We start from the raw sequence: 21,707 nt of genomic DNA, 5'->3' as shown, positions 1-21,707 counted from the left end.
TTTACGCCAAAATAGATTGAATTAACGGCCAGTCGATATGTCTCTTGACGTGAGCCGCCCATTGTTCGTAGACATCGACACCTTCCGTTGCAGGAAGCGTGGCACGATCCATATCTTCTTCTGGAATTCCATGGTTTTCTAAGACAGGAATGACACCCGCAACCGGAATCCCCGTGTATTGTTCAATGAATTTCACGCCATCTTCGAAATAGGAAGCGTCACCGTAAAATTTATTAATAATAATCCCTTTGACACGCTGACGTCTCTCTTTTGAAAGAAGTTGAAGGGTGCCAACAATCGAGGCAAATGCACCGCCTTTAGAAATGTCTGCAACTAGTAGGACAGGCACATCTGCTAGTTCCGCGACGCGCATATTCGTCAGTTCACGGTCCATCAAATTTACTTCCGCGGTACTCCCCGCTCCTTCGATGATCAGCGTGTCGTAATGATTGGACAAATAATGTAACGCCTGTTGGATCGTTTCAAGACCTTTGTCAAACCACTCTTCACGAAAAGTCTGCCCGTCTATCGTTTCAAGCGGCACGCCCATCAATAGAACTTCAGCGTGCAAGTTTTCTTTCGGCTTCATCAAAATGGGATTCATTTCAACGATCGGTTGTGTGCGGGCTGCTTGTGCCTGCTGGAATTGGGACCGACTGATTTCACGTCCGTCTGCTACTGTTTCAGAGAAGCCGGACATGTTTTGTGATTTGAAAGGTGTTACACGAACGCCTTCATTCGCAAGTAGTCGGCATAACGCGGTGCAAATCATCGTTTTACCGACATCTGACGCCGTGCCAACGATCATTAATCCGTTCATAAATGTTCCCCTTTCCAGACGATTGGAATGCCGTGATCCATTTCAATCGCACGGTCTGCACACTCCACGATTTGTTGATGAAGCCTACCAATTGTTCGGCGGTAGATTTCCGTCTCCTCTTCGTATTGCGGCCACTCATCGAGGACTTCATTCGAAACAATGACTAAATGGGAGACGATTTCTTTCATTTGCTTAATCGTACGAAGTAATTTTCCCTGTTTTTGTTCTAAACACCCCAAACGCGAAACGCAAGGTGTACCTTCTTCGTATCCTTCATACATTTCATTCGCGAGCCACGTAGTGAGGCAATCCCATAGAACGAGATCGCCTGGCTTTAGAAACGGCAACACTTTATGGAGATTTTTTGGTTGCTCAATCGTGTGCCAGTTCGCATGTCGACGATCTTCTTTATGTTGATCAATCCGTTGCTTCATCTCTTCATCGGCTGCTACACCGGATGCGATATAGACAAGGCGACCTGCTGGTTGATTCGTAAGCAGACGTTCTGCATAAGCACTTTTCCCACTGCGTGCACCGCCACTGATAAATGTTATTGTTGCTTGAACCATTGTTTCATCGCCTCCCGCAGTGTATCCATCATCGGTTCGGACTTCATGCCAATCCGTAACCAGCGCCCGTCCATCCCGCGGAAGTTTTCAGAGTGACGCAGGACGATGCCTTGTTTCAATAAATCTGTATACAGCTTCTTCGTATCTTGCAGAGGCTTCATGACGAGATAATTTGCCGAAGAATCGAGTACTTCACAGCCATGCGAGCGCAAGAACTGCGCCATCTTTAAGCGCTCCGTTTGTGCGTGCAAAATCGCCTGTTGACGATACGCTTCTTCCTGCAGACATAACACCCCGATTTCAGCGGCGAGTCCGTTAACATGCCAGTGGGAAGCTCGTTGTTTAAGCGTTTTGATTCGTTCAGGGTGAGCGATTATATACCCGAGACGGATACCAGGTATCGCGTACATTTTCGTCATCGAGCGCACAATTAACAAGTTCGGATAGTTCGCGACTTGCGGAATAAAGGACTTTGATTCATCGACGAAATCAATGAACGCTTCGTCTAACACAACATCAGTCGAACTATTTTTAGCTGCTTCTATAATCGTTAGTAGCTCGTCCTTTGAAGGCAACAAGCCTGTCGGATTATTAGGTGTGCAAATATACAGCGCATCCGCTTCAGGTAATGCTTCTAGAATTTGGCGCATAGGCAATTGAAAACCTTCTGCTTCTCTAGCTTGAAGCGATACGACCTCTGCGCCGTTCACTTCAAGCGTCGCTCGATATTCAGAAAAGGTTGGGTCAATTAAGAGGACGCGTTTCCCTCGGTAGCTCCCTGCCAATAGAGATAGTATTTCTGCCGCACCGTTGCCAACAAGTATTTGTTGTTCGTCTACTTGATGAAAGAGCGAAACTGCCGAACGAAATGGCTGACCGTCTGGATCGGGATAGCCGTTGAGGGTCGAAATCAACGTAGGCCATGCTTCCACTACGGAAGGTGGAGGCCCTGCTGGATTACAGTTTTCACTGAAATCCAGCACTTCATCAGGCATCGGAATATTCATTGATGCATATAGTCGTTTGCTGTTTGCACCGTGTTCAGGCAATCGCATAGAAAATCCCTCCTAATACTGTGCCTAGTGACCAGAAAGTCCAAGACACGACTTGCATTTGGTACGTAGCGGAGCGGATATGTTCTTTATTCGCAATGACTGCCGGGCCAAGTATCGCTCGTTCCGACACTACTCCGCGATATGTACTGCTGCCGCCTAACTGGATATTAAGTTGCCAAGCAGTTGCCGCTTCGAGATAGCCGCTATTCGGGCTCATATGTTTTTTGGCATCGCCTAACCAGCCGCTAATCCGCTTTTTAAATGAATGTCCACCTTCATTCGGAGTGAACAATAGAATGAGCAATCCTGTAATTCTTGAAGGTATCCAGTTAAAGAGATCATCCATACGAGCCGAAACTTTTCCGAATTCACGATAACGCTCATCTTTGTACCCGACCATAGAATCGAGTGTATTGACCGCTTTATACAACCATAGACCCGGTGCTCCGAGCAAGAATGCCCAAAATAATGGAGCTGTGATTCCGTCAGACGTATTTTCTGAAACCGTTTCAATCGTAGCGCGGGATATCGCATTCTCATCGAGCTTTTTCGTATCCCTGCCGACAATCCAACTCAGTTTCTCACGTGCTTCGTCCATGTCTCCTGACTTCAATGGCTCATAGACTAACAAAGCCGCACCACGCAAACTCTTTTGCGCAAGTCCCGCCGCAATGAGTAGCGCTTCGATCGCGATGCCCGCTACTAGATGCAGACGATACGCGATACTAACGAGCCAGATGACGAGAAAAAACGTCGTCATGCAAATAACTACCCATAAAATCGCACCTTTTACTGTCCGCATACGGCCTTTATTCATTAGCTTCGTCAAATTACTAATCGTCGTACCTAGCCATTTGACTGGATGGGGCCAGTTAGGCGGATCACCAATGAGCCGGTCGAGCACCATGCCGATCGCGATCGCTATGAAATGTGCGGGGATCATGTGTACTCACCTACTGCTAATCGATACGAATGAATAGCTCGTACCGTACAGTCATAGACTCCTTTACCGATCAACTTCCCGAGTTGCGTGATCGGTCCGGCATACGGCAAGTATTCCCCTTGCTGTGTCGATGCGATCAACAAGCTGTCTGTCGAAGTACCTGTAGCGACCGTGCCGGATTCAGGATCCTTTACTTGCTCATCCTGCAGTGCTTTCACTTTCGCTTCTGTTGCAGTAATCAATGCTTGGACGAAAGCTTCTTCACTTAATTCGCCGTTAATGAATACCCATGTGTTGATCGTCCCTATGTACGGAATATCTTCACGTTGCCAGGACTTCGAAACGTCCACTGCGTTTCCAACACCTGCTGTCACTGCCACGACAATCGAGCCAAATTCTCCTTCATACTCTTCTACTTCAACGTGCTCAGGACTAACGGCAGTCATCATCGCGACTGTATCTGTCAGATGATAACCAAGCGCTCGCAAGTATTCCGTGTTCTCGCGTTGGACATCATCGATCATATAATCCGCACGCACACCTCGATTAACGAACGTCCGATACCAACCAAGTCCTGCATTATGGACAGCGGAAGAAATCGTCTTCAACGGTTGGCTTGATTGCAACAAGACATGATCTTCTTGAATCTTTACGTCCGCTTTCTTTACACAAAACTGTTCTACCTTTTCTTGCAAGTTCGGCAATAGCGTCATTTGAGGCTTTGGCATTTCAGGATGAGGCTGTGTTTTGACGCGCGCATTGTACACATGATGAATTTCCGACTCAAGTACAACGTCTTGCGGTACACCCATTGATGCTACTTCCCCGTTCTTCAATAGCAACAAACGATCGCAATAAAGAGCGGCCAGATTGATGTCGTGAAATACTGAGATGACCGTGATCCCCTTCTGTCTCGCTTGATTGCGGATCGTATCGAGCAATTGCTGCTGATGCGCGATGTCCAGATGGTTCGTTGGTTCATCCAATAATAAAATAGGTGCTTGCTGGGCGAGTGCCTGCGCAACGAATACGCGTTGTTGCTCGCCTCCAGATAATAATTCAATGGCGGTATTTTCATATCGCGTGACACCTGTATGGTTCATCGCTTCCTGCACGGCTTGCTCGTCCAACTCCGACCAGCTCGAGAAAATCCCTGACTGATACGGATAACGACCGAGAGCGACGGTGTCTTTCACGCTATGGGAAAAAGCATGAGCATGAAGCTGCGGCAAGACGGCTACTTGCTGCGCGAATTGCTTTTGGCTATATGCGCCAGAAGGTTTTCCTGCAATCATTACCTTGCCGCTTTGTTTCGGCAAAATTCCCGAAATGATTTTCAATAAGGTTGACTTTCCGCTACCATTCGGCCCTAAAATCCCAAGAACTTCTCCTTTTTCCACGTGGAACGACACATTTCGCACAATCGGTTCTTTGCCGTAGCCTCCTGATAAGTTCTCCACTTGCAACATCTTCACATCGCTCCTTTTCTACGTTGTTTGTAAAATATGTAAGCAAACACCGGAGCGCCAATGAATGCTGTAATGACGCCGACCGGTAATTCAGCCGGCGAAATAATCGTTCGTGCGACGAGATCGCAAATGATTAATAATGAGGCACCGTTGAATAATGATAACGGCAACACGTGACGATGATCAGAACCCCATAGCATTCGTGTCATATGAGGGACAACTAGGCCCACGAAACCGATTGTCCCAGACACAGCAACAGCAGAACCAGTTAATACCGAACCGCCTAGCAAAATCATTAATTTACGCTGTTTGACATTGACCCCAAGATGATGCGCGCGTTCTTCACCGAATAATAAAGCGTTCAATTCGCGGCGATTGAGCCACAGCATGAATGAACCGATGATGAAAAACGGCAGTACCATGAGAATATAATTCCATCCGCGCATGGATACGCTACCAAGCAGCCAACCCACGATCTGACGGAGTTCTTCTTGTGTTAACGCGATCATCAGCGACAGCACGGAGCCAAGAAACGAACCGAAAATAATGCCTGTCAAAATAATCGTTTCCATTTTCATTGATCGATCGACGAGACGGGCAAAACCGATCACTAGAAACATTGTCACTGCGGCACCGATCATACTAAATACAGGTAAGGTGAATGCGCCAAGAACCGGTAGAGAAATACCAAAAAAGAGTGTGATCACGGCGCCGACAGAGGCACCGGATGACACTCCGAGGGTGTAAGGATCAGCTAATGGGTTTTTCAACAGCCCTTGGAAAGCGGCTCCTGAAATAGCCAGTGAGGCACCGACGATTCCCGCCAGCAGCACACGAGGCATACGGATCTTCCACAAAATATTACTTGCGGTCGCGTCCGATTGATTCCATAGCGTCTCTATTGGTATTTTCACTGTACCGATCGATACGCCGAGCCAAATTGCCACAAGCAACGTGGCAATCGACACGACATAGGCGAGAGCGGTTTTATTCACCGAATACCTCAGGATAGACTGCTTTTGCAAACAATTCTAATCCGTCAGCTAAACGTGGACCTGTACGGCTTGTAATATCTTCATCCAATTGAATGACTTGATCTTCTTTGATCGCAGTAACCGCATCGAACCCGTCACGAGTTTTAATGTTTTCTACGACGTTTGGAACATAACTATACATAGCCAAAATTACATCGGGATTTTCATCTACAATCTTTTCAGGACTGATCATAATCCAGCCTTCTTCTGTCACAATGTTTTCAGCGTGGATCATATCCAAAAATTGCTGTGGGAATGTTCCCTTCCCTGGCGTATAAATTTCAGGTGCATCGGAGTTTTCAACAAACACGCGCTTCTTGTCTGTTATGTCTGCTGCTTTCTTTTCAATATCCGCAACTTTTGTTTTCATATCTTCGACGATTTGATTCGCTTCCACATTTTTGTCCATGACTGCACCAATCAGTTCAATTGTTTCATATGTCTCGTCAAATGTCTCTGCATTTGGTACGACGATCACAGGGATGCCTGCGTCACGAATTTGATTCAATCCTTCTTCACTTGAACCCATCATCATTTCATGTGCAAATACTGCTTCCGGCTCCAATGAAATGACTTTTTCCACGTTGACCGTAAAGTCCCCTACTGTATCAAGCTCCGTTACTTCCTTAGGGTAGTCATCGTTTTCTGTTACTGCGATGACTTGATCTCCTGCATCAATACCGAATAAAATTTCCGTATTGCTTGGAACTAATGAAATTACAGTTTCCGGCGCTTGTTCAAATGTAAGTTCTTCGCCAGCCGCGTCTGTCAGGGTGTATGGATAACTCGTTGTATCCGTCGATTGTTGTTCTGTGTTTGTTTCTTCGCCAGCTTGTTTTTCATCTGCTGGTGTTTCTTCTTTTTTACTGTCACTTCCGCATGCTGCGAGTAGTAGTACCGCAAGCATTGCCGTCAGCATCAGTTGCCAAAACTTCTTCATGTGTGTTCCTCCTTTAATATGTGTGTAGCATTACGCAAGCCGCAGACATGAAAAAAACCTTCGATAGTTCGAAGGATCAGGTGGGATGAAATCAATACGTGATTTCTTCCACTGTACCTATCCTCGTAGGTTGCTGCGGAACTTCATTTTCTAAAAAGGCAGGTGACCTGGCTTGTGCATGGCACATACAGTGGCGGGACCGCATCGGATTTGAACCGATTTCGCTTTTCATCTCAAGTTTTGAGAACCTTTTTAGAAGATATGTAATTATGACTTATTATAGCGATAATAGTGTTGGTTGTACAGGGGATAGGAGGAGTTTGGGTATGACATGGGGAGTGAGGCTCCAGCAGGGGGACGCTTTCCTGAGGGGCCGCCTGGAACGCAGCGAAACGTTGCCTTCCCCTTTCCCATTCATAAAGAAAAAAGCCAAGCAGTCAATCTGCTTGGCCATTTTTGATATATTACATTCTTTCAGGTGCTTGCACGCCAACTAATTTCAACGCGTTCGCAATCGTCGTTTTAGTCGCTGTGATCAAAGCCAAACGTGCTTCGGAAAGGTCTTTATTTTCCGGATCAAGCACCTTGTTAGCATTATAGAAACTATGGAATGTAGCTGCTAGTTCCTGAATATATGTTGTTACACGATGCGGTGCGCGCATGCGTGCCGAGTCGCTGATTAGTTTCGGGAAGTCTCCGAGTTTCTTCAGTAGCTCTAGCTCTTTTTCATCTTGCAATAGCGTGACGTTCTCTGTTGACGCTTCTACGTTCTGTTCTTTTGCCTGACGTAGAATCGAGCAAATACGTGCGTGCGCGTATTGTGCGTAGTAGACAGGGTTTTCATTGGATTTGGATACTGCCAAATCTAGATCGAAGTCCATTTGTGCGTCACCTGAGCGCATCGCGAAGAAATAACGTACAGCGTCTAAGCCGACCTCTTCCACGAGTTCACGCAGTGTGACCGCTTTTCCTGTGCGCTTGCTCATCTTGAATTTTTCTCCGTCTTTATAGAGCTGAACCATTTGCGCCACTTCTACTTCGAGCGTATCGCGGTCATAGCCAAGTGCTTGGATTGCCGCTTTCATACGTGGAATATATCCGTGGTGGTCTGCTCCCCAAATATTGATGAGTTTATCGAATCCGCGACTCAGCTTGTCTTGGTGGTACGCGATATCCGGTGTTAAGTATGTGAATGAACCGTCTTGCTTAATCAGTACACGGTCTTTGTCGTCACCAAATGTAGTGGAGCGGAACCAAGTGGCACCGTCTTCTTCAAAGACATGGCCGTTTTCACGAAGTTTATTAAGTGCGACTTCGATCTTGCCGTTGTTATATAGGGACGTCTCTGAGAACCAGTTATCAAAATGAACGCGGAAGTCCGCCAAGTCTTTCTTCAGTTTATCCAGTTCGATATTCAAGCCGTGCTCACGGAAAAATGCAAGTCGCTCTTCTTCTGGAACATCGACATACTTGTCGCCGTATTGTTCGACCAGGCCTTTTGCGATCGTGATAATATCTGCACCACGATAGCCATCTTCAGGCATTTCTTTTTCCAATCCAAGTGCTTCGAAATACCGAACATCGATAGATAACGCTAAGTTGTTTATTTGATTACCTGCATCGTTGATATAATATTCGCGCGCTACGTCATAGCCTGCTTTATCGAGAATATTACATAATGAATCGCCTAGCGAAGCTCCGCGTGCGTGCCCTAAGTGCAAGTCGCCTGTTGGGTTCGCTGAGACGAATTCAACTTGAATTTTTTGTTGTTGTCCACTGTCGGAACGTCCGTAGTCAGCTCCTTGATCAAGGACAGTCTTCACGATATCTCCAAGGCTGTCTGTTTTTAAGCGGATATTGAGGAAGCCAGGTCCAGCGATTTCAATGGAGTCAATTGCTGTGTTCGTCGTATCGAGGTGCTCCAAAATACTTTCCGCGATTGCCCGTGGTGGCTTTTTTGCTAGTTTCGTTAACTGCATGGCGATATTCGCTGCATAGTCGCCGTTCTCTTTACTTCTTGGTGATTCCAGTTTAATTTCCGGAATTTCTGCACCTTCGACTAATTGTGCTTTTTCAATCGCTTCGTGCAATGCTACTTTAATTTCATGTTGAATCTGCTCTACTGCATTCATTGTGTTACCTCCGAGTAGGTTATTGTCAAATGGTATTTCCCTAATAAACTTTCGTCTGAATGTAAGTCGTACGCTACTGTAAAGCGTCCTGGTATCCACTCCAGTTGATTGGTATGAACGGCTAAATCCATAACGGCAGGACCATTACCGTACGTACCGAAACGGACATCGTCCTGTCTGAAAGGCAATCGCATCTGTACGCCGCCCTTACGCATGATGAAGGCATCATCAGCATGTAATTTCACGGTCGTTCGGACTGATGGCATTCCTTCTGTTCGTTCTTCAAACAATAAGTAGGCCTGTCCTTTTTTCTCAATGAGTTCTCCAGTTGCCTGCATCGTATGCGTTTCCGCTTGCTGGTCTGGATGTTGAATAACGGAACGGAGCTGAACTTCCATTTTTGGCGCTTCCATTCGTTCACCGCCTTAAGTAAATAGATTCACTCATTATACACTTCTTCTGGCATTAGTTTCAATGTTACACATCTAAACTTTTCCTACGAACCGTTTAATCCGTCCATAACCGTCCCATACTGTCAAAAGATACTGAATGGAACGGGATGTGATGCGCAATGAAACGTACCGATTATATAAAATCTACAAATCGTAAAAAATGGAAAAAGATCGTATTATCTCTGTCGATCACGTCAATAGCCGCAATCCTAACTGTCTTAATCGCTCTTCGAATATATGCTCAAGTACTTGGTGCCCCTTCATTGAGCGTACCAAAGGCTTCATTGTTCCTTGATCATAGTGGACACCAGATTGGGGATCATTTTTCACAACATCGACGTTATTGGATGAAGCTGTCTGATATGTCCCCTTATCTTTCGGATGCCTTCGTTGCAACCGAAGATAAGAAATTTTATTCGCATAATGGATTTGATTATAAACGGATTGCGGGTGCAGTTCTGAAGGATGTCAAAACGATGAGTAAGGCACAGGGAGCGAGTACGATTACCATGCAATATGCGCGGAATCTGTATTTGACGCACGAGAAGTCTTGGACACGGAAACTCCATGAGGCGCTGTTTGCCTATCGACTGGAAATCTTCTATGACAAGGATACGATTTTGGAAGGTTATTTAAATACCGTCTACTTCGGTCACGGAATGTACGGAGTGGAAGCGGCGAGCCGGTTTTATTTCTCCAAAGCCGCGAAAGACCTGACATTAGAGGAAGCAGCTACGATTGCGGCGATCGCAAAAGGCCCTTCCATTTATTCACCGCTTGATCATCCTGAAAATTCACGTGACCGTCAATTGCTTGTACTGAATCAAATGGAGCGCTATGACTATATTTCTACTGAACAGAAAGAACGAGCAATAGAAGAGGAAATTGTACTCAAGACAGATAGTTGGAAAGATATGAAGCAAGTGGCACCTTACTTTTTGGATGCTGCGTGGCAACAAGCAGAAGACATCCTCGCTTCGAAAGGTCGAGCACCAGCGGAAGGTGGCTGGCAAATCCGAACGACGTTGAATCAACAGCACCAGCAAGCGGCAGAACAAGCAATTAAACAAGCAATGCCTGAAAATGATCTGCAAGTTGGATTCATTTCAATGGCCGCAGATACAGGTTTTGTTACGTCGATGATAGGCGGTGTGGATTTTGGCGATAGCTCCTTCAACCGGGTGACTCAAGCGAAACGACAGCCAGGGTCTGCGATGAAGCCGATCCTCTATGCGGCAGCGCTAGAAAAAGGGATGAATCCTTTAACGTTCATGACAGCTGAAAAAACGCTGTTTACGTATGATGACGGTCGTTCGACATATGAGCCAAGCAATATTAACGGGGAGTTTGCGGCGAAGCCGATTTCATTGGCACAGGCGATTGCGATTTCGGATAATATTTATGCAGTCAAGACGCTTGAGCAAGTCGGTTACAAGCCGTACACGAAAATGGCACAACGACTCGGAATCGACGTCACGTTTCCCGAATCGCCTGCAGTTGCTCTAGGAACTTCCGATTTGACGCTGTTCGAGATGACGACAGCGTATAATCGCATTGCGTCAAAAGGGAAACAGGTTGAGCCCCAAATGATTCTATCGATTACAGATGCGAACGGAAAACTGGTCTATGAACACCCTTCGAAGAAACCGAAGCAAGCAATGTCGGAACAAGACGCGTTTGTGCTGACACATTTGATGACAGGAATGTTCGACCCCGTCTTTAATGATTATTTAACCTCTACGGGCCTATCCATGCGCCCGAAACAATCACGGCCTTATGCTGCAAAGTCCGGAACGACGATATCGGATCAGTATTTGATTGGATTCTCGCCCACATTAACAGCGGGAATTTGGACAGGCTACGACCGTGGCAAGCAACTCGAGAATTTGGAAGATAAATCTGTCTCGAAAAAAGTCTGGATTGATTTTATGGAAGCCGCGCATGAGGGTACAGCGCCACAACCATTCCTCCCCCCTTCTGGCGTGCAAGGTGTCATTGTAGATATCGAAACTGGCGGAATTGCAGTCAATGAATGCGCTAAGCAGCGATTGATCTACGTGAAGGATAAAGACGTACCGCAGAAGTTATGTACGGATCGCTCGTTGAGAGAACAGCATTCCGGAGAAGAGGAAAATTCTAAAATGGAGTTGTTCCCGTTTTCGTTTTTTGAGTGATTGGAGAGTTTTGGGATATGAGCGGTTGGCTGCTGGCTTTGAGCGGATAGCTTCAAAGTATGAGCGGATGTACGCTCGTATAGAGCGGATAGCCGGGATGATTGAGCGGATGACGGTCGCAATAAAGCGGATAGCAAAGTATGAGCGGTTCGCGGGCAGGATAGAGCGGGTAGCGTTGATGTATGAGCGGAATAGCTACCGAGGTTGAGCGGATAGCGGCAAACTATGAGCGCTCGAACGTCAACATTGAGCGCGCAGCCGCAAAGTATGAGCGCCACAACTAGATTCCACCCCTCAAATCCCAATAAAAAAGCCTCGTTCTCCGTATCCGCGGAGAGCGAGGCTTTTTTGACCGTTATGCAGTGATCGAATGAATCCGCACTGCTTGGGTTTGTGGTTTCATCAAACGACTGTCTACATAGCGGGTGTCCTAGATTACAGCGCAAAGCTGTATATTTAGTTTACTTCCTTTGTTGCAGACATTCAACCTCAAAGAGTACGTTATGCAAATTGTCACATTTTTGACGTATTTGACGAGAATTGTACTTTTCAATTATGCCGTGTGACGTCTTACTCTGTACGCAAACCTTCGTGTAATTCAGGTGTACTACGTTCCCAAAGCTCTGCGTTATGCGACTTTAGAAAGTCTTTTAGAATTTTCTTTGAACGATCGTCCATATCGTCTACAATAATTTGACGTTTCATTGATTTGTCCATGCGGTTGACGTGGTCTGCGAGTAACTTATAGCCACGTCTCTTTTCGCGATTGACGACCATTTCACACGCTGTGATTCCTGCATAATATGGACCTTCTTCACGGTAATCAATTGTCACCCAAACGAGCCAGTATGGTTTACCGCCTTCAGAATCTTTGCGGTCCGTGGTGAATTTGATTCCTCGTTCCGTATCACTACGAGCATGCATAGCACCCATTTCCACTTGTGCTGTACCCGCTTCTACATCGATGATCACAGGCGAAATGTTTTCGAGCGACAACGAACCTATGCCAAACCCTTTATGTCCATCTGTGGGATCATTTTTAATTATCGTAAAGCCTAACTTTGGTTTTGAATTTTGCTCACTTGCCATGTAAATCGCCCTCCGTCTCTGTTATTATATGTACTATACCTGAATTTTCTGCTAAGGAGGAAATAAAATGCCATACGTCACAGTAAAAATGCTTGAAGGCCGCACTGACGATCAAAAACGTGCACTCTGTGAAAAAGTTACGCAAGCCGTTGTGGAAACGACTGGTGCTACTACTGCTAGCGTAACAGTTTTCATTGAAGAAATGCCAAAAAACCATCTTTTTAAAGAAGGCAAACTTATGAGTGAGCAGTAAAATCGGCAAAAGGATTCTCATCGCGAGAATCCTTTTTACTTAATTCATTCAGCTGACTGAACTCTCTTGCATCTCTTCGATGAAGGCAAATGCTTGATCCATTTCTTGATCAGTAAAGTTTAGTTTGTTTTTCACGATACGTACTTTAGCAATTTGATCCTCTTTATCGAGCTGATCGAAAAATAACAATGTGGAGACCAATTCCAAAAAGCGTGACGACTTCTCATTCAATCGCTCGATACATTTGGGCAACTGTTCTTTCGGTGCTTCTGCTGTCGCAAGGAATTTCGACCCTTCATCCGTCACTTGATAGCAATATTGTTTATATGAACCCTTGTCCTCAAAACGTTCAGCCAAAAAGCCCATTTCACATAACTCTTCCACTCGCAATGTCAGTTCTTCCGAATAAGGACCATACATATGGAGCTCGTATTTCTCTGCAAACGGGAAATTCATTTTCTTTAATATATAAACCATTTTTTGCATTTTCTTACGGCCATTCACTTCATTTGCCAACGATATAAACTGAACGATTTTTGCATGCTCTTGCAGCAAGTCCCGCAACCCCTCTCTTAGCCTCTTAACAATTCCAAAATCTTCTTATGCAACGGGTTTCCATCTATCAACAAATCTTCTGGATAATAAATTTTATGGTCTGTTCTGCGTTTTCCTGATATCGCTTCGACCACATCGGACATCCGCGACAGTTCACGCAAATCGCCATTTTCTAGTTGTAAATAAATCGGCACGCGCTCATTCTCTTCACCTGGACGATAAAAGTCGTAAGGTAAGTCTGATGAAGAATCCGTCACTAAATAATAGTCAGGATCGATCCCTGCTTCTTTGAACAATGTAATAAGTTCACCGAATTTCATATACTGCACTGCAGGATCGAACTCGGCATATTGAAATAGCCGTCTGTTCACGAAGCGATCGCATAAATCCGCTAAAATTGTATCGTCTTCTTCCATCCACAGCTGGAAGTACGTCAATAACACGCCCTCATCAAGAGCTATGTACTCTTTCAATTTGAATTCTTGTGCGAAAAACGAAACGAAATGCAGCGGTTCTTGCTTAAACGCATATCCAGTTTCGAATAAATGTTTCGCTCTGTGTAAAATTTTGATCAGAATCACTTCTGCACTTCGCGATACAGGGTGGAAATATACTTGCCAGTACATTTGATAACGGCTCATGATATAGTCTTCCACCGCATGCATGCCGCTGTGCTTGATGACGACTTGTTCTTCAGTCGGACGCATCACACGCAAAATCCGTTCCATGTCGAAGTGGCCATAGGAAACGCCTGTGTAATACGCATCGCGCTGAAGATAATCCATACGGTCCGCGTCGATTTGACTGGAAATCAAGCTGACGACTAGTTTGTCCGGATACGTCTTATCTATGACATCCGCCACTTTTTGAGGGAAATCTGGCGACACACGATGCAACACTTCATGGACTTCTGTCTGTTCCAATAAAATTTGCTGGGTGAATTGTTCGTGATCCAGATTGAATACTTTTTCAAATGCGTGGGAAAACGGACCGTGTCCTAGATCATGCAATAGTGCTGCACAAAGGGCGACAAGTCGTTGTTCTTCGTCCCATTCTTCACGCCCACTGAAGCCGTCGTCTAGAATTCGTCTGACGATTTCATAGACGCCAAGCGAGTGCTGGAAGCGGCTGTGTTCTGCGCCGTGGAACACGAGGTAGGTGGTGCCAAGCTGGCGAATCCTGCGCAGGCGCTGGAACTCTCGTGTGTTGACCAGATCCCAAATTACGCGGTCCCGGACGTGTATGTAGCGGTGCACGGGATCTTTAAACACTTTTTCTTCGGGCAGTTTTTCGTTTTGGTACGCCATGTCGTCACCTCATCCTTCATTCGTTCCAGTATAACAAAAAACGACCGAACGTGACATAGTACTCTATGACGGATTTTAAACAGTAAATAGTAAAACATGTTTTTAGTGAAGAAGGAATTAGTAACTACATGTAGATTCAGCTTATATGAGCGGTTGCCGACTTAGTATGAGCGCTTGTCGCTGATGATAGAGCGGTTAGACTTGAGTTATGAGCGTTTAATCAATTTAATGAGCGGCTACGCAGGAAATATGAGCGCTTGAACAGATTGTTGAGCGTTTGCGACAGTTCAATGCGCAACAAGAAGTATTACCCACTTGCAATGCAGGGATTGGAGCGAGAGCAGTAGCGAAGGACGGCTTTTGCGAGCATAAGCGAAGCGTTGGAAGCGCATCTTTGCACTAGGAGAGCCGACTCCGGGAGGATCACCGCGTCCACTCCGAAGCACCAATCCCCACCCCAACAGCCCGTCAGCCTATTCCCGAACACCCTACCAACTACCATATTCAACTCCTACTCACCCAAAAAGCCCGCCCACTTTATTACCATCTTGATAGAATTTTGTGACTCTCTGAATAAAAGACTCATTTCGTGGTCATAATGGCAGTAGAAAGAGAGTACAAGACAGGAGGCATGGAGATGGTGAAAGTTAGACAAGACGCATGGTTAGAACAGGACGATGAATTATTGGCAGAGACGGTGCTACGACATGTAAGAGAAGGAAGTACACAACTAGGTGCATTTGAGGAAGTAGGCGACGCACTGAACCGAACTGCAGCAGCTTGTGGGTTCAGATGGAATGCAGTCGTCCGAAGAGACTACGAGAGTGAACTCTCCGAAGCGAAGAAAGAGAGAAAGCAAACGTTACGTGTGCTAGGTACAGATTTTAAAAGACGTAACCAGCAAATGTACAACCCCGAGACAGGCGCAGATGGCCAGGAGAAAATACAGGTTCCATTATCCGCCCTATCGCTCGACACCGTCATTGCATATTTGATTCGCATGCATCATAACGGGGGTGCCGATACGGATGCACTTCGTTGGAGACAGACGGCAAAAACAGCGACGGAACAAATGAAATCGCTGGAATCGCAAATAGAAGATCTGAAAAAAGAGAACAGAACATTGAAAGACGATTATGAGCAATTCGTCCAAATCATGAATCGCGCACGCCGATTAATCGCTTTAAATGAAGAAAGCGAGCACATAGCACCGTTGTTCAAAATGGAGCCTAATGGAAATCTAGTCTCATCAAAAGAGCCGCCAATCAATAACTGATTGGCAGCTTTTTTTCGTTCTATGACAGCATCTTTTGATTGCGTTCAAAGACGCGTTTCAAATAAAATCCGTATAATTCCATTTCCTCGTCTGTTAAACCACCGTGTCGCACATCTTCTGTCAACGAGCGCAATAATACTTGCAGACGAATAACGACTTCATTGACCGTCAAATGCGTATCGAGAATTTCCGATAACGACGCCATCGTATCAGGCTTGATCACAGGATAGCTGAATTTTGTCGGCTGTCCCTGTAAGCCCTTCTCATAGATTTCACGAATGATCTCCGCTCGTTCAGAACCACTGCCTTCAATGCATAAATACACTTGTACGGCGATTCCTTGGCGCAGACGCCGCTGGGAGATCCCTGCGAATTTCTTACCATCGACACTTAAATCATACGATCCAGGACAATAAGATCCGACAATTTCATAGGCTTCTATCCGTTCGCCAAGTTCAGGAAATAGTAGCTGTACTAGTGATAGCATCGCTTCATAGCCTACCGGAATATCAATCGAAGACTTTTGTTCGGAAAAGATTAAGGAAATATTTAATACCCCTTCATCTAGAACGACTGCCAGACCGCCCGAGTTGCGAACGATTGACTGATAGCCGTGCTGCTCGATCCCTTCCATTGCTTGTTGAATAAAAGGCATGCGATGATCTTGAATACCTAACACGATCGTCTTGTCATGTACCCATGTTCTGACTACAGGCACGCTTTGTTGCTGTCCAACTAATTGGCATAACGTATCATCCATAGCGAATGATTCGAGTGCAGAACGATTGCGTGCTGAAATCGATTCGTCGATGAAACGCCAAGCTGGTTGATTCAATAAATGTTTATCTTGTGACATGTCTAGCTCTCCTATGGTGGTTGATCTGGATTTTATGTAGACGGTTCACAAACTTCGAACCTGTGATTATAGGCTCTGAGCTGCTGTAATGATAGACAGCTTGTACACGTCTTCTGCGGAACAACCACGTGACAAGTCATTAACAGGTCCATTCAGTCCTTGAAGAATCGGACCGATTGCTTCGTATCCGCCTAGACGTTCAGTCAATTTGTAGCCAATGTTTCCTGCATCGAGTGTCGGGAAAATAAAGACGTTTGCATCTCCTTTGATGACAGATTCCGGAGCTTTTTTCGCTGCTACACTTGGTACATATGCTGCGTCAAATTGGAATTCTCCATCAATTAATAGTTCAGGTGCCAATTCTTTTGCAATTCTAGCCGCCTCCACCACTTTTTCCGTCTCTTCAGTCACAGCAGAACCTTTAGTGGAGAATGAAAGCATCGCAACGCGCGGATCAATTCCGAATGCTTTTGCAGTTTTTGTACTTTCCGCAGCGATTTCAGCCAACTCTTTAGCCGAAGGATTCACAGTAATCGCACAGTCTGCAAAAATCAGACGCTCATCTTCTTTCATCATAATGAAAGCTCCGCTTGTTTTTGAAATGCCAGGCTTTGTCTTGATGATCTGCAATGCCGGACGAACTGTATCTGCCGTCGAATGTGCAGCTCCACTCACTAAACCATCTACACGTCCTGTATAGATTAGCATAGTTCCGAAATAGTTTACATCTTTCAATTGCTCGCGCGCTTGCTCGATTGTAGCTTTTCCTGCACGACGTTCAACGAATTTTTCCGCCAGTTCTTCAAAATAGGAAGCGTTTGCAGGATCGATCAACTTAATTTCAGAAATATCGAAACCACTATCTTTTGCTACTTTATTTACCGCTTCTTCATTCCCTAATAAAACTGGTGTAATAATCCCCTCTTGTTGAAGATGTACAGCTGCTTCTATTATTCTCACATCTTCCCCTTCAGGTAATACAATCGTCTTTCCTTTACCTTCCAACGTTTTACGAATACCTTCAAAAAGATCTGCCATATGTCATTCCCACCCTTTGTTATATTTTCCTATTCATCATACCTGAAAAGCTTAATTATTACACTAAGAACTCTGAAATATTCTGATAACTGTCACCTAGCTATTCGTTTTTTACACTACATGTCGTGGATCTTACCTTATTCCTTAACGAGTAAAGGCCGTTATGATACACTTGAAATAGAAACTACTTTGATTTAAAAGGAGACTGAATTCAAGTGAACGAAGCAGCTATTACATTAGACGGTTGGTATGTACTTCATGATTTTCGCACGATGGACTGGGCTTCTTGGAAACTGATTTCAAAAGAAGAACGCCAGGCAGCAGTCAATGAATTTCTAACATTTTTAGAGCGTATGCAAGAGGCAGATGATGCTAAAACAGGAAGTCATGCGTTTTATACAGTAGTTGGTCAAAAGGCAGACTTCATGCTGATGACATTACGTCCTACAATGGATGAACTTCAGCAACTAGAAGCAGAATTCAATAAGTTAACGATCGCGGATTACACTATCCCGACGTATTCTTATGTGTCGGTAGTCGAGTTATCGAATTACCTAGCAGGTGAATCTGACGAAGATCCATATCAGAACCCATATGTACGCGGACGCTTGTATCCTGAACTACCACGTAGCCAATACGTTTGTTTCTATCCAATGGACAAGAAGCGCGAAGGCGAAGACAACTGGTACATGCTTGACATGGACAACCGTAAGAGTTTAATGCGCAGCCACGGCATGATCGGCCGCGGATATGCAGGTAAAGTGAAGCAAATCATTTCTGGCTCCGTTGGTTTTGACGATTACGAGTGGGGCGTCACGTTGTTCTCTGATGACGTGTTGCAGTTTAAGAAGCTCATCTATGAAATGCGTTTTGATGAAGTTAGCGCACGCTACGGCGTATTCGGCTCATTCTTCGTCGGTACGATTTTAGACGCCGACAAGCGCGCAGCATTTTTCGAAGTTTAATACGTAAGACTGAAGCCGCGAATGAAACACTTCGCGGCTTTTTTTGTTGCGAAGAAAGAGGGGAAATAGGGCTAGTGGTTCGGGATTGAAGCTCCAGCTGGGGACGCTTTTCGGAGGGCGTGGCTTGAGCCAAGCGAACAGCGAAGGGTTCGCTTTGCCGTATTTCTGTGTACTTTGCAGAAATTAAGGCATCTGTCCGGGGTCTCAAGATCACTCTATTCCCCAGGAGTCGCCCCAGCTTCCGCTTCAATCCTACGTACGAAGTGGTGTTACTTAGAACAATTACATTTAATAGCAAGTGAATTATTGTTGGCTTCTAACTTAGTTAAATTTAAGCGCAACATAAGGTCTTGAATTTTACTTTCTAACTCCAGAAAATGACAGTAGTGAAGCGAAGTGGAAGGCGGCGACTCGGGGAGGATCAGCCCGACAGGTAAGACCACTAAAGGAGCTAAGCGACTAGGGGGCTTACCGCGGGCCCTCCCGAACGCGTCCGCCTGGAACGCAGCGAAACGATGCCTTCCCCCAGCTTTGAACTCCCTCTTCCAAAAAACATCATTCATACCCACCACCCTTCCAACATAAGATACAACCAAGGGGGTTTTGCTTTAGCTGTCATCGTGACAACCAAAAAGGGAATAGATGCGCTTGCTCATCTCATACAGACTGAAGAATGTCTGAAACGACCACACAGACTACTTCAAAACGCAACGCACCTTTCCCCCGTCCAACAAGACTGCCCGCGAGTAAAACTAACAGATCTGGAGAGGATGTTGAAATGGTTCAATATTATTGGAATCCTGGCTATGCCCAGCAACAAATGGTACCACCACAAACAAATGTACAGGGGAACGCACCAACTACGCCTTTTAGAGAGCAGTCGTACATCGAGAATATTTTACGGCTTAACAGAGGAAAACCCGGCGTCTTTCACTTTTCATTTGAACACGCAGTAGAAGCAGGTAAGAACACGAAAGCTATCACGGGTATGGTCGAAGCTGCGGGACGCGATCATGTCATCCTCAGTGAAGCTAATACAGGACGACGCTATTTATTCCCTATGATCTACTTCGATTATGCGGAGTTCCCTGAGGAATTAAATTACTTCGACCAAACGCCATAAGAAAAAACCGCTCATCATGTGTGAGCGGTTTTCCTCTGTTATCTTCCAAATTTCACTGCAGCAATGATCAACATGATCCACCCTGCGATGAATGCAACGCCGCCAATCGGAGTGATGGCGCCGAGTATCCCGATTCCAGATAAGCTGAGTACATACAGGCTTCCGGAAAAAATCATGATACCAGCCAGAATTAAATAGCCAGCCCATGATAGTTGCGTCGATGGCCCAAGCAATGTGCTGCTCATCAAAATACCAATTGCGAGCAAGGCAATCGCATGGAACATCTGATATTGTACCGCGGTTTCCCAGATGGCTAAGTAATGTTCGGATAGGCGATCTTTCAATGCGTGTGCACCAAACGCCCCAAATCCAACTGCGATCGCGGCGTTAATAGCTCCTGCGATAATAAAAAACGGCATGATTATTCCTTCTTTCTAACGAATCTTGTATATCCTGTTTCCAGTCTACCATATTAAAACACGTAGATATGACAGGTGTTTGAACGGTTTGTGGCGCTATCAGAAATCAAACAGCGACTCTCCGTTGGCATCCGCTTCCTGCAATGGTTGCTCGTTTAGCGACGTAATCGGCGTCGCATGTACAGTACTCATTTGCATAGCTTGAGGCATGGACGGCGCAGATGGTCTTTCATCACTGAGCATCACATTACATAACGCTCGCACAGCATAGATGGCTTCTCTTTGTGCCGCTTCATCCTGTGTTTGTTTCGCCAAGCGTACTTGTTGCTCGATTTCTCCAAGCAATTGTGCAGCTGTAATCATCGAATTTTCATCCCCTTTTTCGGTTCGAATTTCATACACTCCATACCAGAAGAACGCTTTACCACTATAGATGGCAACATTTTCGTCTTAAATCCATATGCCTTGCAGCCGCGCGGACTTGCAGGATCCCATGTTGTATAAAAGAAGATACAGTCGAAGCAATTGACGGCCATCGTCACACTTCCTTTCTACTTATTCACTTGGTAGTTTTCGCCCAATCTATCGGCTCTCTTCCCCACTCCCGTAAATAATCATTCGTTTTAGTAAACGGCTTACTGCCAAAAAATCCTCTGGACGCACTGAACGGACTTGGATGCGGTGATTCAATAATCGCATGGCGCCTGCGGTTGATCAATGCCGTTTTTTCCTGCGCATGTCTTCCCCATAAAATGAAAACAATTGGTGTGCTGCGCATCGACAGTTTACGAATGACTTCGTCCGTAAAGCGTTCCCAACCTTTTCCGCGATGCGATGCCGCTGCTCCTTCGCGCACAGTCAGTACAGTATTCAATAATAATACACCTTGTTCGGCCCATCCTGTCAACATTCCTTCAGTTGGGACATCGATCCCGATATCCGATGACAGCTCTTTAAAGATATTGCGTAAACTTGGTGGCACCTTCACGCCAGGCTGGACAGAAAAACTCATACCATGCGCCTGGTTTGGCCCATGATACGGATCCTGACCCAAAATCACGACTTTGACGTCCTGAAAAGGTGTCAGTTTAAAAGCCGTCCACATATCGGTCATTTGCGGATAGATGATGTGATTTGTATATTCATCTCGTAGGAAAGTACGCAATTCCTGATAATACGGTTTGTCAAATTCATCTTTTAGTAGGTGATCCCAATCATTACGAAATTCTGCTACCATA

The 21,707-nt window shown here is 45.4% G+C and carries 24 protein-coding genes and 1 riboswitch; of the genes, 6 read left to right on the top strand and 18 right to left on the bottom strand.

The window, feature by feature from the left end; all coding sequences use genetic code 11:
* Position 1: 1 nt before the first annotated feature.
* From CSV80_RS07435 to CSV80_RS07395, 9 genes are all read right to left on the bottom strand, one after another.
* On the bottom strand, positions 2–820 hold the full coding sequence (locus CSV80_RS07435; RefSeq protein ID WP_099670301.1) for a cobyric acid synthase: 819 nt from the start codon (positions 818–820) through the stop codon (positions 2–4).
* A complete protein-coding gene (locus CSV80_RS07430) occupies positions 817–1,389 on the bottom strand; it encodes a bifunctional adenosylcobinamide kinase/adenosylcobinamide-phosphate guanylyltransferase (protein ID WP_099670300.1) in 573 nt (190 codons plus the stop codon). Before CSV80_RS07430 ends, CSV80_RS07435 begins: the two co-directional genes overlap by 4 nt.
* Positions 1,371–2,444, bottom strand: a complete 1,074-nt coding sequence (gene cobD / locus CSV80_RS07425) for a threonine-phosphate decarboxylase CobD (protein WP_099670299.1) — start codon at positions 2,442–2,444, stop codon at positions 1,371–1,373. The genes CSV80_RS07430 and cobD overlap by 19 nt, the downstream gene beginning before the upstream one ends.
* Positions 2,431–3,384, bottom strand: a complete 954-nt coding sequence (gene cbiB / locus CSV80_RS07420; protein ID WP_099670352.1) for an adenosylcobinamide-phosphate synthase CbiB — start codon at positions 3,382–3,384, stop codon at positions 2,431–2,433. Before cbiB ends, cobD begins: the two co-directional genes overlap by 14 nt.
* The gene (locus CSV80_RS07415) at positions 3,384–4,856 is read right to left on the bottom strand and encodes an adenosylcobinamide amidohydrolase (protein ID WP_099670298.1); all 1,473 of its coding nucleotides are present in this window, start codon (positions 4,854–4,856) and stop codon (positions 3,384–3,386) included. The genes cbiB and CSV80_RS07415 overlap by 1 nt, the downstream gene beginning before the upstream one ends.
* Before the next feature lie 2 nt (positions 4,857–4,858).
* The gene (locus CSV80_RS07410; RefSeq protein ID WP_099670297.1) at positions 4,859–5,851 is read right to left on the bottom strand and encodes a FecCD family ABC transporter permease; all 993 of its coding nucleotides are present in this window, start codon (positions 5,849–5,851) and stop codon (positions 4,859–4,861) included.
* Positions 5,844–6,830, bottom strand: coding sequence for an ABC transporter substrate-binding protein (locus CSV80_RS07405; RefSeq protein ID WP_099670296.1), 987 nt, complete (start codon positions 6,828–6,830; stop codon positions 5,844–5,846). Before CSV80_RS07405 ends, CSV80_RS07410 begins: the two co-directional genes overlap by 8 nt.
* A 140-nt stretch (positions 6,831–6,970) precedes the next feature.
* A riboswitch (cobalamin riboswitch) is annotated at positions 6,971–7,097 on the bottom strand.
* A gap of 197 nt (positions 7,098–7,294) precedes the next feature.
* Positions 7,295–8,962 carry an arginine--tRNA ligase gene (argS, locus tag CSV80_RS07400; RefSeq protein ID WP_099670295.1) on the bottom strand — a complete coding sequence of 556 codons (1,668 nt, stop codon included), beginning with the start codon at positions 8,960–8,962 and terminating at the stop codon, positions 7,295–7,297.
* On the bottom strand, positions 8,959–9,375 hold the full coding sequence (locus tag CSV80_RS07395; RefSeq protein WP_099670294.1) for a YwiB family protein: 417 nt from the start codon (positions 9,373–9,375) through the stop codon (positions 8,959–8,961). The genes argS and CSV80_RS07395 overlap by 4 nt, the downstream gene beginning before the upstream one ends.
* Before the next feature lie 158 nt (positions 9,376–9,533).
* Between CSV80_RS07395 and CSV80_RS07390 the strand changes: the two genes are divergently transcribed.
* Both CSV80_RS07390 and CSV80_RS17490 read left to right on the top strand, forming a co-directional pair.
* On the top strand, positions 9,534–11,588 hold the full coding sequence (locus CSV80_RS07390) for a transglycosylase domain-containing protein (RefSeq protein ID WP_099670293.1): 2,055 nt from the start codon (positions 9,534–9,536) through the stop codon (positions 11,586–11,588).
* The gene (locus tag CSV80_RS17490) at positions 11,581–11,796 is read left to right on the top strand and encodes a hypothetical protein (protein WP_099670292.1); all 216 of its coding nucleotides are present in this window, start codon (positions 11,581–11,583) and stop codon (positions 11,794–11,796) included. Before CSV80_RS07390 ends, CSV80_RS17490 begins: the two co-directional genes overlap by 8 nt.
* 362 nt (positions 11,797–12,158) lie before the next feature.
* On the opposite strand, the gene CSV80_RS07380 is transcribed toward CSV80_RS17490, so the two are convergent.
* Complete coding sequence (locus tag CSV80_RS07380) at positions 12,159–12,677, bottom strand: YwhD family protein (RefSeq protein WP_029053496.1); 519 nt, start codon at positions 12,675–12,677, stop codon at positions 12,159–12,161.
* A 67-nt stretch (positions 12,678–12,744) separates the two neighbouring features.
* On the opposite strand from CSV80_RS07380, the gene CSV80_RS07375 reads away from it, so the two are divergent.
* Positions 12,745–12,930, top strand: a complete 186-nt coding sequence (locus CSV80_RS07375) for a 2-hydroxymuconate tautomerase (RefSeq protein ID WP_099670291.1) — start codon at positions 12,745–12,747, stop codon at positions 12,928–12,930.
* 48 nt (positions 12,931–12,978) lie between these two features.
* On the opposite strand, the gene CSV80_RS07370 is transcribed toward CSV80_RS07375, so the two are convergent.
* Entirely contained in the window at positions 12,979–13,485 is a 507-nt protein-coding gene (locus CSV80_RS07370; RefSeq protein ID WP_099670290.1) for a YwgA family protein, read from the bottom strand.
* Between the two features lie 17 nt (positions 13,486–13,502).
* Positions 13,503–14,792: an HD domain-containing protein gene (locus tag CSV80_RS07365; RefSeq protein ID WP_099670289.1), complete on the bottom strand. Its 1,290-nt coding sequence runs from the start codon at positions 14,790–14,792 to the stop codon at positions 13,503–13,505.
* A gap of 637 nt (positions 14,793–15,429) precedes the next feature.
* Between CSV80_RS07365 and CSV80_RS07360 the strand changes: the two genes are divergently transcribed.
* On the top strand, positions 15,430–16,068 hold the full coding sequence (locus CSV80_RS07360) for an RsfA family transcriptional regulator (RefSeq protein WP_099670288.1): 639 nt from the start codon (positions 15,430–15,432) through the stop codon (positions 16,066–16,068).
* 19 nt (positions 16,069–16,087) lie between these two features.
* Here CSV80_RS07360 and lipL read toward each other — a convergent pair whose 3' ends face one another.
* Complete coding sequence (lipL, locus tag CSV80_RS07355) at positions 16,088–16,924, bottom strand: octanoyl-[GcvH]:protein N-octanoyltransferase (protein WP_099670287.1); 837 nt, start codon at positions 16,922–16,924, stop codon at positions 16,088–16,090.
* A 66-nt stretch (positions 16,925–16,990) separates the two neighbouring features.
* Positions 16,991–17,962: a phosphate acetyltransferase gene (gene pta / locus CSV80_RS07350; RefSeq protein ID WP_099670286.1), complete on the bottom strand. Its 972-nt coding sequence runs from the start codon at positions 17,960–17,962 to the stop codon at positions 16,991–16,993.
* Between the two features lie 215 nt (positions 17,963–18,177).
* On the opposite strand from pta, the gene hemQ reads away from it, so the two are divergent.
* Both hemQ and gerQ read left to right on the top strand, forming a co-directional pair.
* The gene (hemQ, locus tag CSV80_RS07345) at positions 18,178–18,927 is read left to right on the top strand and encodes a hydrogen peroxide-dependent heme synthase (RefSeq protein WP_099670285.1); all 750 of its coding nucleotides are present in this window, start codon (positions 18,178–18,180) and stop codon (positions 18,925–18,927) included.
* A gap of 778 nt (positions 18,928–19,705) precedes the next feature.
* A complete protein-coding gene (gene gerQ / locus CSV80_RS07335; RefSeq protein ID WP_099670283.1) occupies positions 19,706–20,050 on the top strand; it encodes a spore coat protein GerQ in 345 nt (114 codons plus the stop codon).
* A gap of 38 nt (positions 20,051–20,088) precedes the next feature.
* Here the strand turns inward: gerQ and CSV80_RS07330 are convergent, their stop codons facing one another.
* The 4 genes from CSV80_RS07330 to CSV80_RS07315 form a co-directional block, all read right to left on the bottom strand.
* The gene (locus tag CSV80_RS07330; protein ID WP_099670282.1) at positions 20,089–20,469 is read right to left on the bottom strand and encodes a DUF423 domain-containing protein; all 381 of its coding nucleotides are present in this window, start codon (positions 20,467–20,469) and stop codon (positions 20,089–20,091) included.
* Between the two features lie 99 nt (positions 20,470–20,568).
* Positions 20,569–20,871 (bottom strand): YwdI family protein, encoded by a 303-nt coding sequence (locus tag CSV80_RS07325; RefSeq protein ID WP_158231980.1) that lies wholly within the window; start codon positions 20,869–20,871, stop codon positions 20,569–20,571.
* Positions 20,829–21,005, bottom strand: coding sequence for a hypothetical protein (locus CSV80_RS17780; RefSeq protein WP_029053507.1), 177 nt, complete (start codon positions 21,003–21,005; stop codon positions 20,829–20,831). Before CSV80_RS17780 ends, CSV80_RS07325 begins: the two co-directional genes overlap by 43 nt.
* Positions 21,006–21,028: 23 nt before the next feature.
* The gene (locus tag CSV80_RS07315) at positions 21,029–21,706 is read right to left on the bottom strand and encodes a uracil-DNA glycosylase (protein ID WP_099670280.1); all 678 of its coding nucleotides are present in this window, start codon (positions 21,704–21,706) and stop codon (positions 21,029–21,031) included.
* Between the last annotated feature and the right edge of the window lies 1 nt (position 21,707).

It is taken from the genome of Sporosarcina sp. P12(2017) (assembly GCF_002743035.1).
Taxonomy (GTDB): Bacteria; Bacillota; Bacilli; order Bacillales_A; family Planococcaceae; genus Sporosarcina; species Sporosarcina ureae.
The sequence above is the reverse complement of the archived record's forward strand: the minus strand, read 5'-3'. Positions and strand labels throughout refer to the sequence as shown.

What these genes read in the sequence shown, in the direction of transcription:
- CSV80_RS07315 (WP_099670280.1), bottom strand. Translation starts at nt 21,706, where the DNA reads ATGGTAGCAGAATTTCGTAATGATTGGGATCACCTACTAAAAGATGAA.
- gerQ (WP_099670283.1), top strand. Translation starts at nt 19,706, where the DNA reads ATGGTTCAATATTATTGGAATCCTGGCTATGCCCAGCAACAAATGGTA.
- CSV80_RS07375 (WP_099670291.1), top strand. Translation starts at nt 12,745, where the DNA reads ATGCCATACGTCACAGTAAAAATGCTTGAAGGCCGCACTGACGATCAA.
- CSV80_RS07365 (WP_099670289.1), bottom strand. Translation starts at nt 14,792, where the DNA reads ATGGCGTACCAAAACGAAAAACTGCCCGAAGAAAAAGTGTTTAAAGAT.
- CSV80_RS17780 (WP_029053507.1), bottom strand. Translation starts at nt 21,005, where the DNA reads ATGGCCGTCAATTGCTTCGACTGTATCTTCTTTTATACAACATGGGAT.
- CSV80_RS07330 (WP_099670282.1), bottom strand. Translation starts at nt 20,469, where the DNA reads ATGCCGTTTTTTATTATCGCAGGAGCTATTAACGCCGCGATCGCAGTT.
- lipL (WP_099670287.1), bottom strand. Translation starts at nt 16,924, where the DNA reads ATGTCACAAGATAAACATTTATTGAATCAACCAGCTTGGCGTTTCATC.
- CSV80_RS07380 (WP_029053496.1), bottom strand. Translation starts at nt 12,677, where the DNA reads ATGGCAAGTGAGCAAAATTCAAAACCAAAGTTAGGCTTTACGATAATT.
- CSV80_RS07430 (WP_099670300.1), bottom strand. Translation starts at nt 1,389, where the DNA reads ATGGTTCAAGCAACAATAACATTTATCAGTGGCGGTGCACGCAGTGGG.
- CSV80_RS07405 (WP_099670296.1), bottom strand. Translation starts at nt 6,830, where the DNA reads ATGAAGAAGTTTTGGCAACTGATGCTGACGGCAATGCTTGCGGTACTA.
- CSV80_RS07360 (WP_099670288.1), top strand. Translation starts at nt 15,430, where the DNA reads ATGGTGAAAGTTAGACAAGACGCATGGTTAGAACAGGACGATGAATTA.
- CSV80_RS07415 (WP_099670298.1), bottom strand. Translation starts at nt 4,856, where the DNA reads ATGTTGCAAGTGGAGAACTTATCAGGAGGCTACGGCAAAGAACCGATT.
- cobD (WP_099670299.1), bottom strand. Translation starts at nt 2,444, where the DNA reads ATGCGATTGCCTGAACACGGTGCAAACAGCAAACGACTATATGCATCA.
- argS (WP_099670295.1), bottom strand. Translation starts at nt 8,962, where the DNA reads ATGAATGCAGTAGAGCAGATTCAACATGAAATTAAAGTAGCATTGCAC.
- CSV80_RS07435 (WP_099670301.1), bottom strand. Translation starts at nt 820, where the DNA reads ATGAACGGATTAATGATCGTTGGCACGGCGTCAGATGTCGGTAAAACG.
- CSV80_RS07395 (WP_099670294.1), bottom strand. Translation starts at nt 9,375, where the DNA reads ATGGAAGCGCCAAAAATGGAAGTTCAGCTCCGTTCCGTTATTCAACAT.
- CSV80_RS07390 (WP_099670293.1), top strand. Translation starts at nt 9,534, where the DNA reads ATGAAACGTACCGATTATATAAAATCTACAAATCGTAAAAAATGGAAA.
- pta (WP_099670286.1), bottom strand. Translation starts at nt 17,962, where the DNA reads ATGGCAGATCTTTTTGAAGGTATTCGTAAAACGTTGGAAGGTAAAGGA.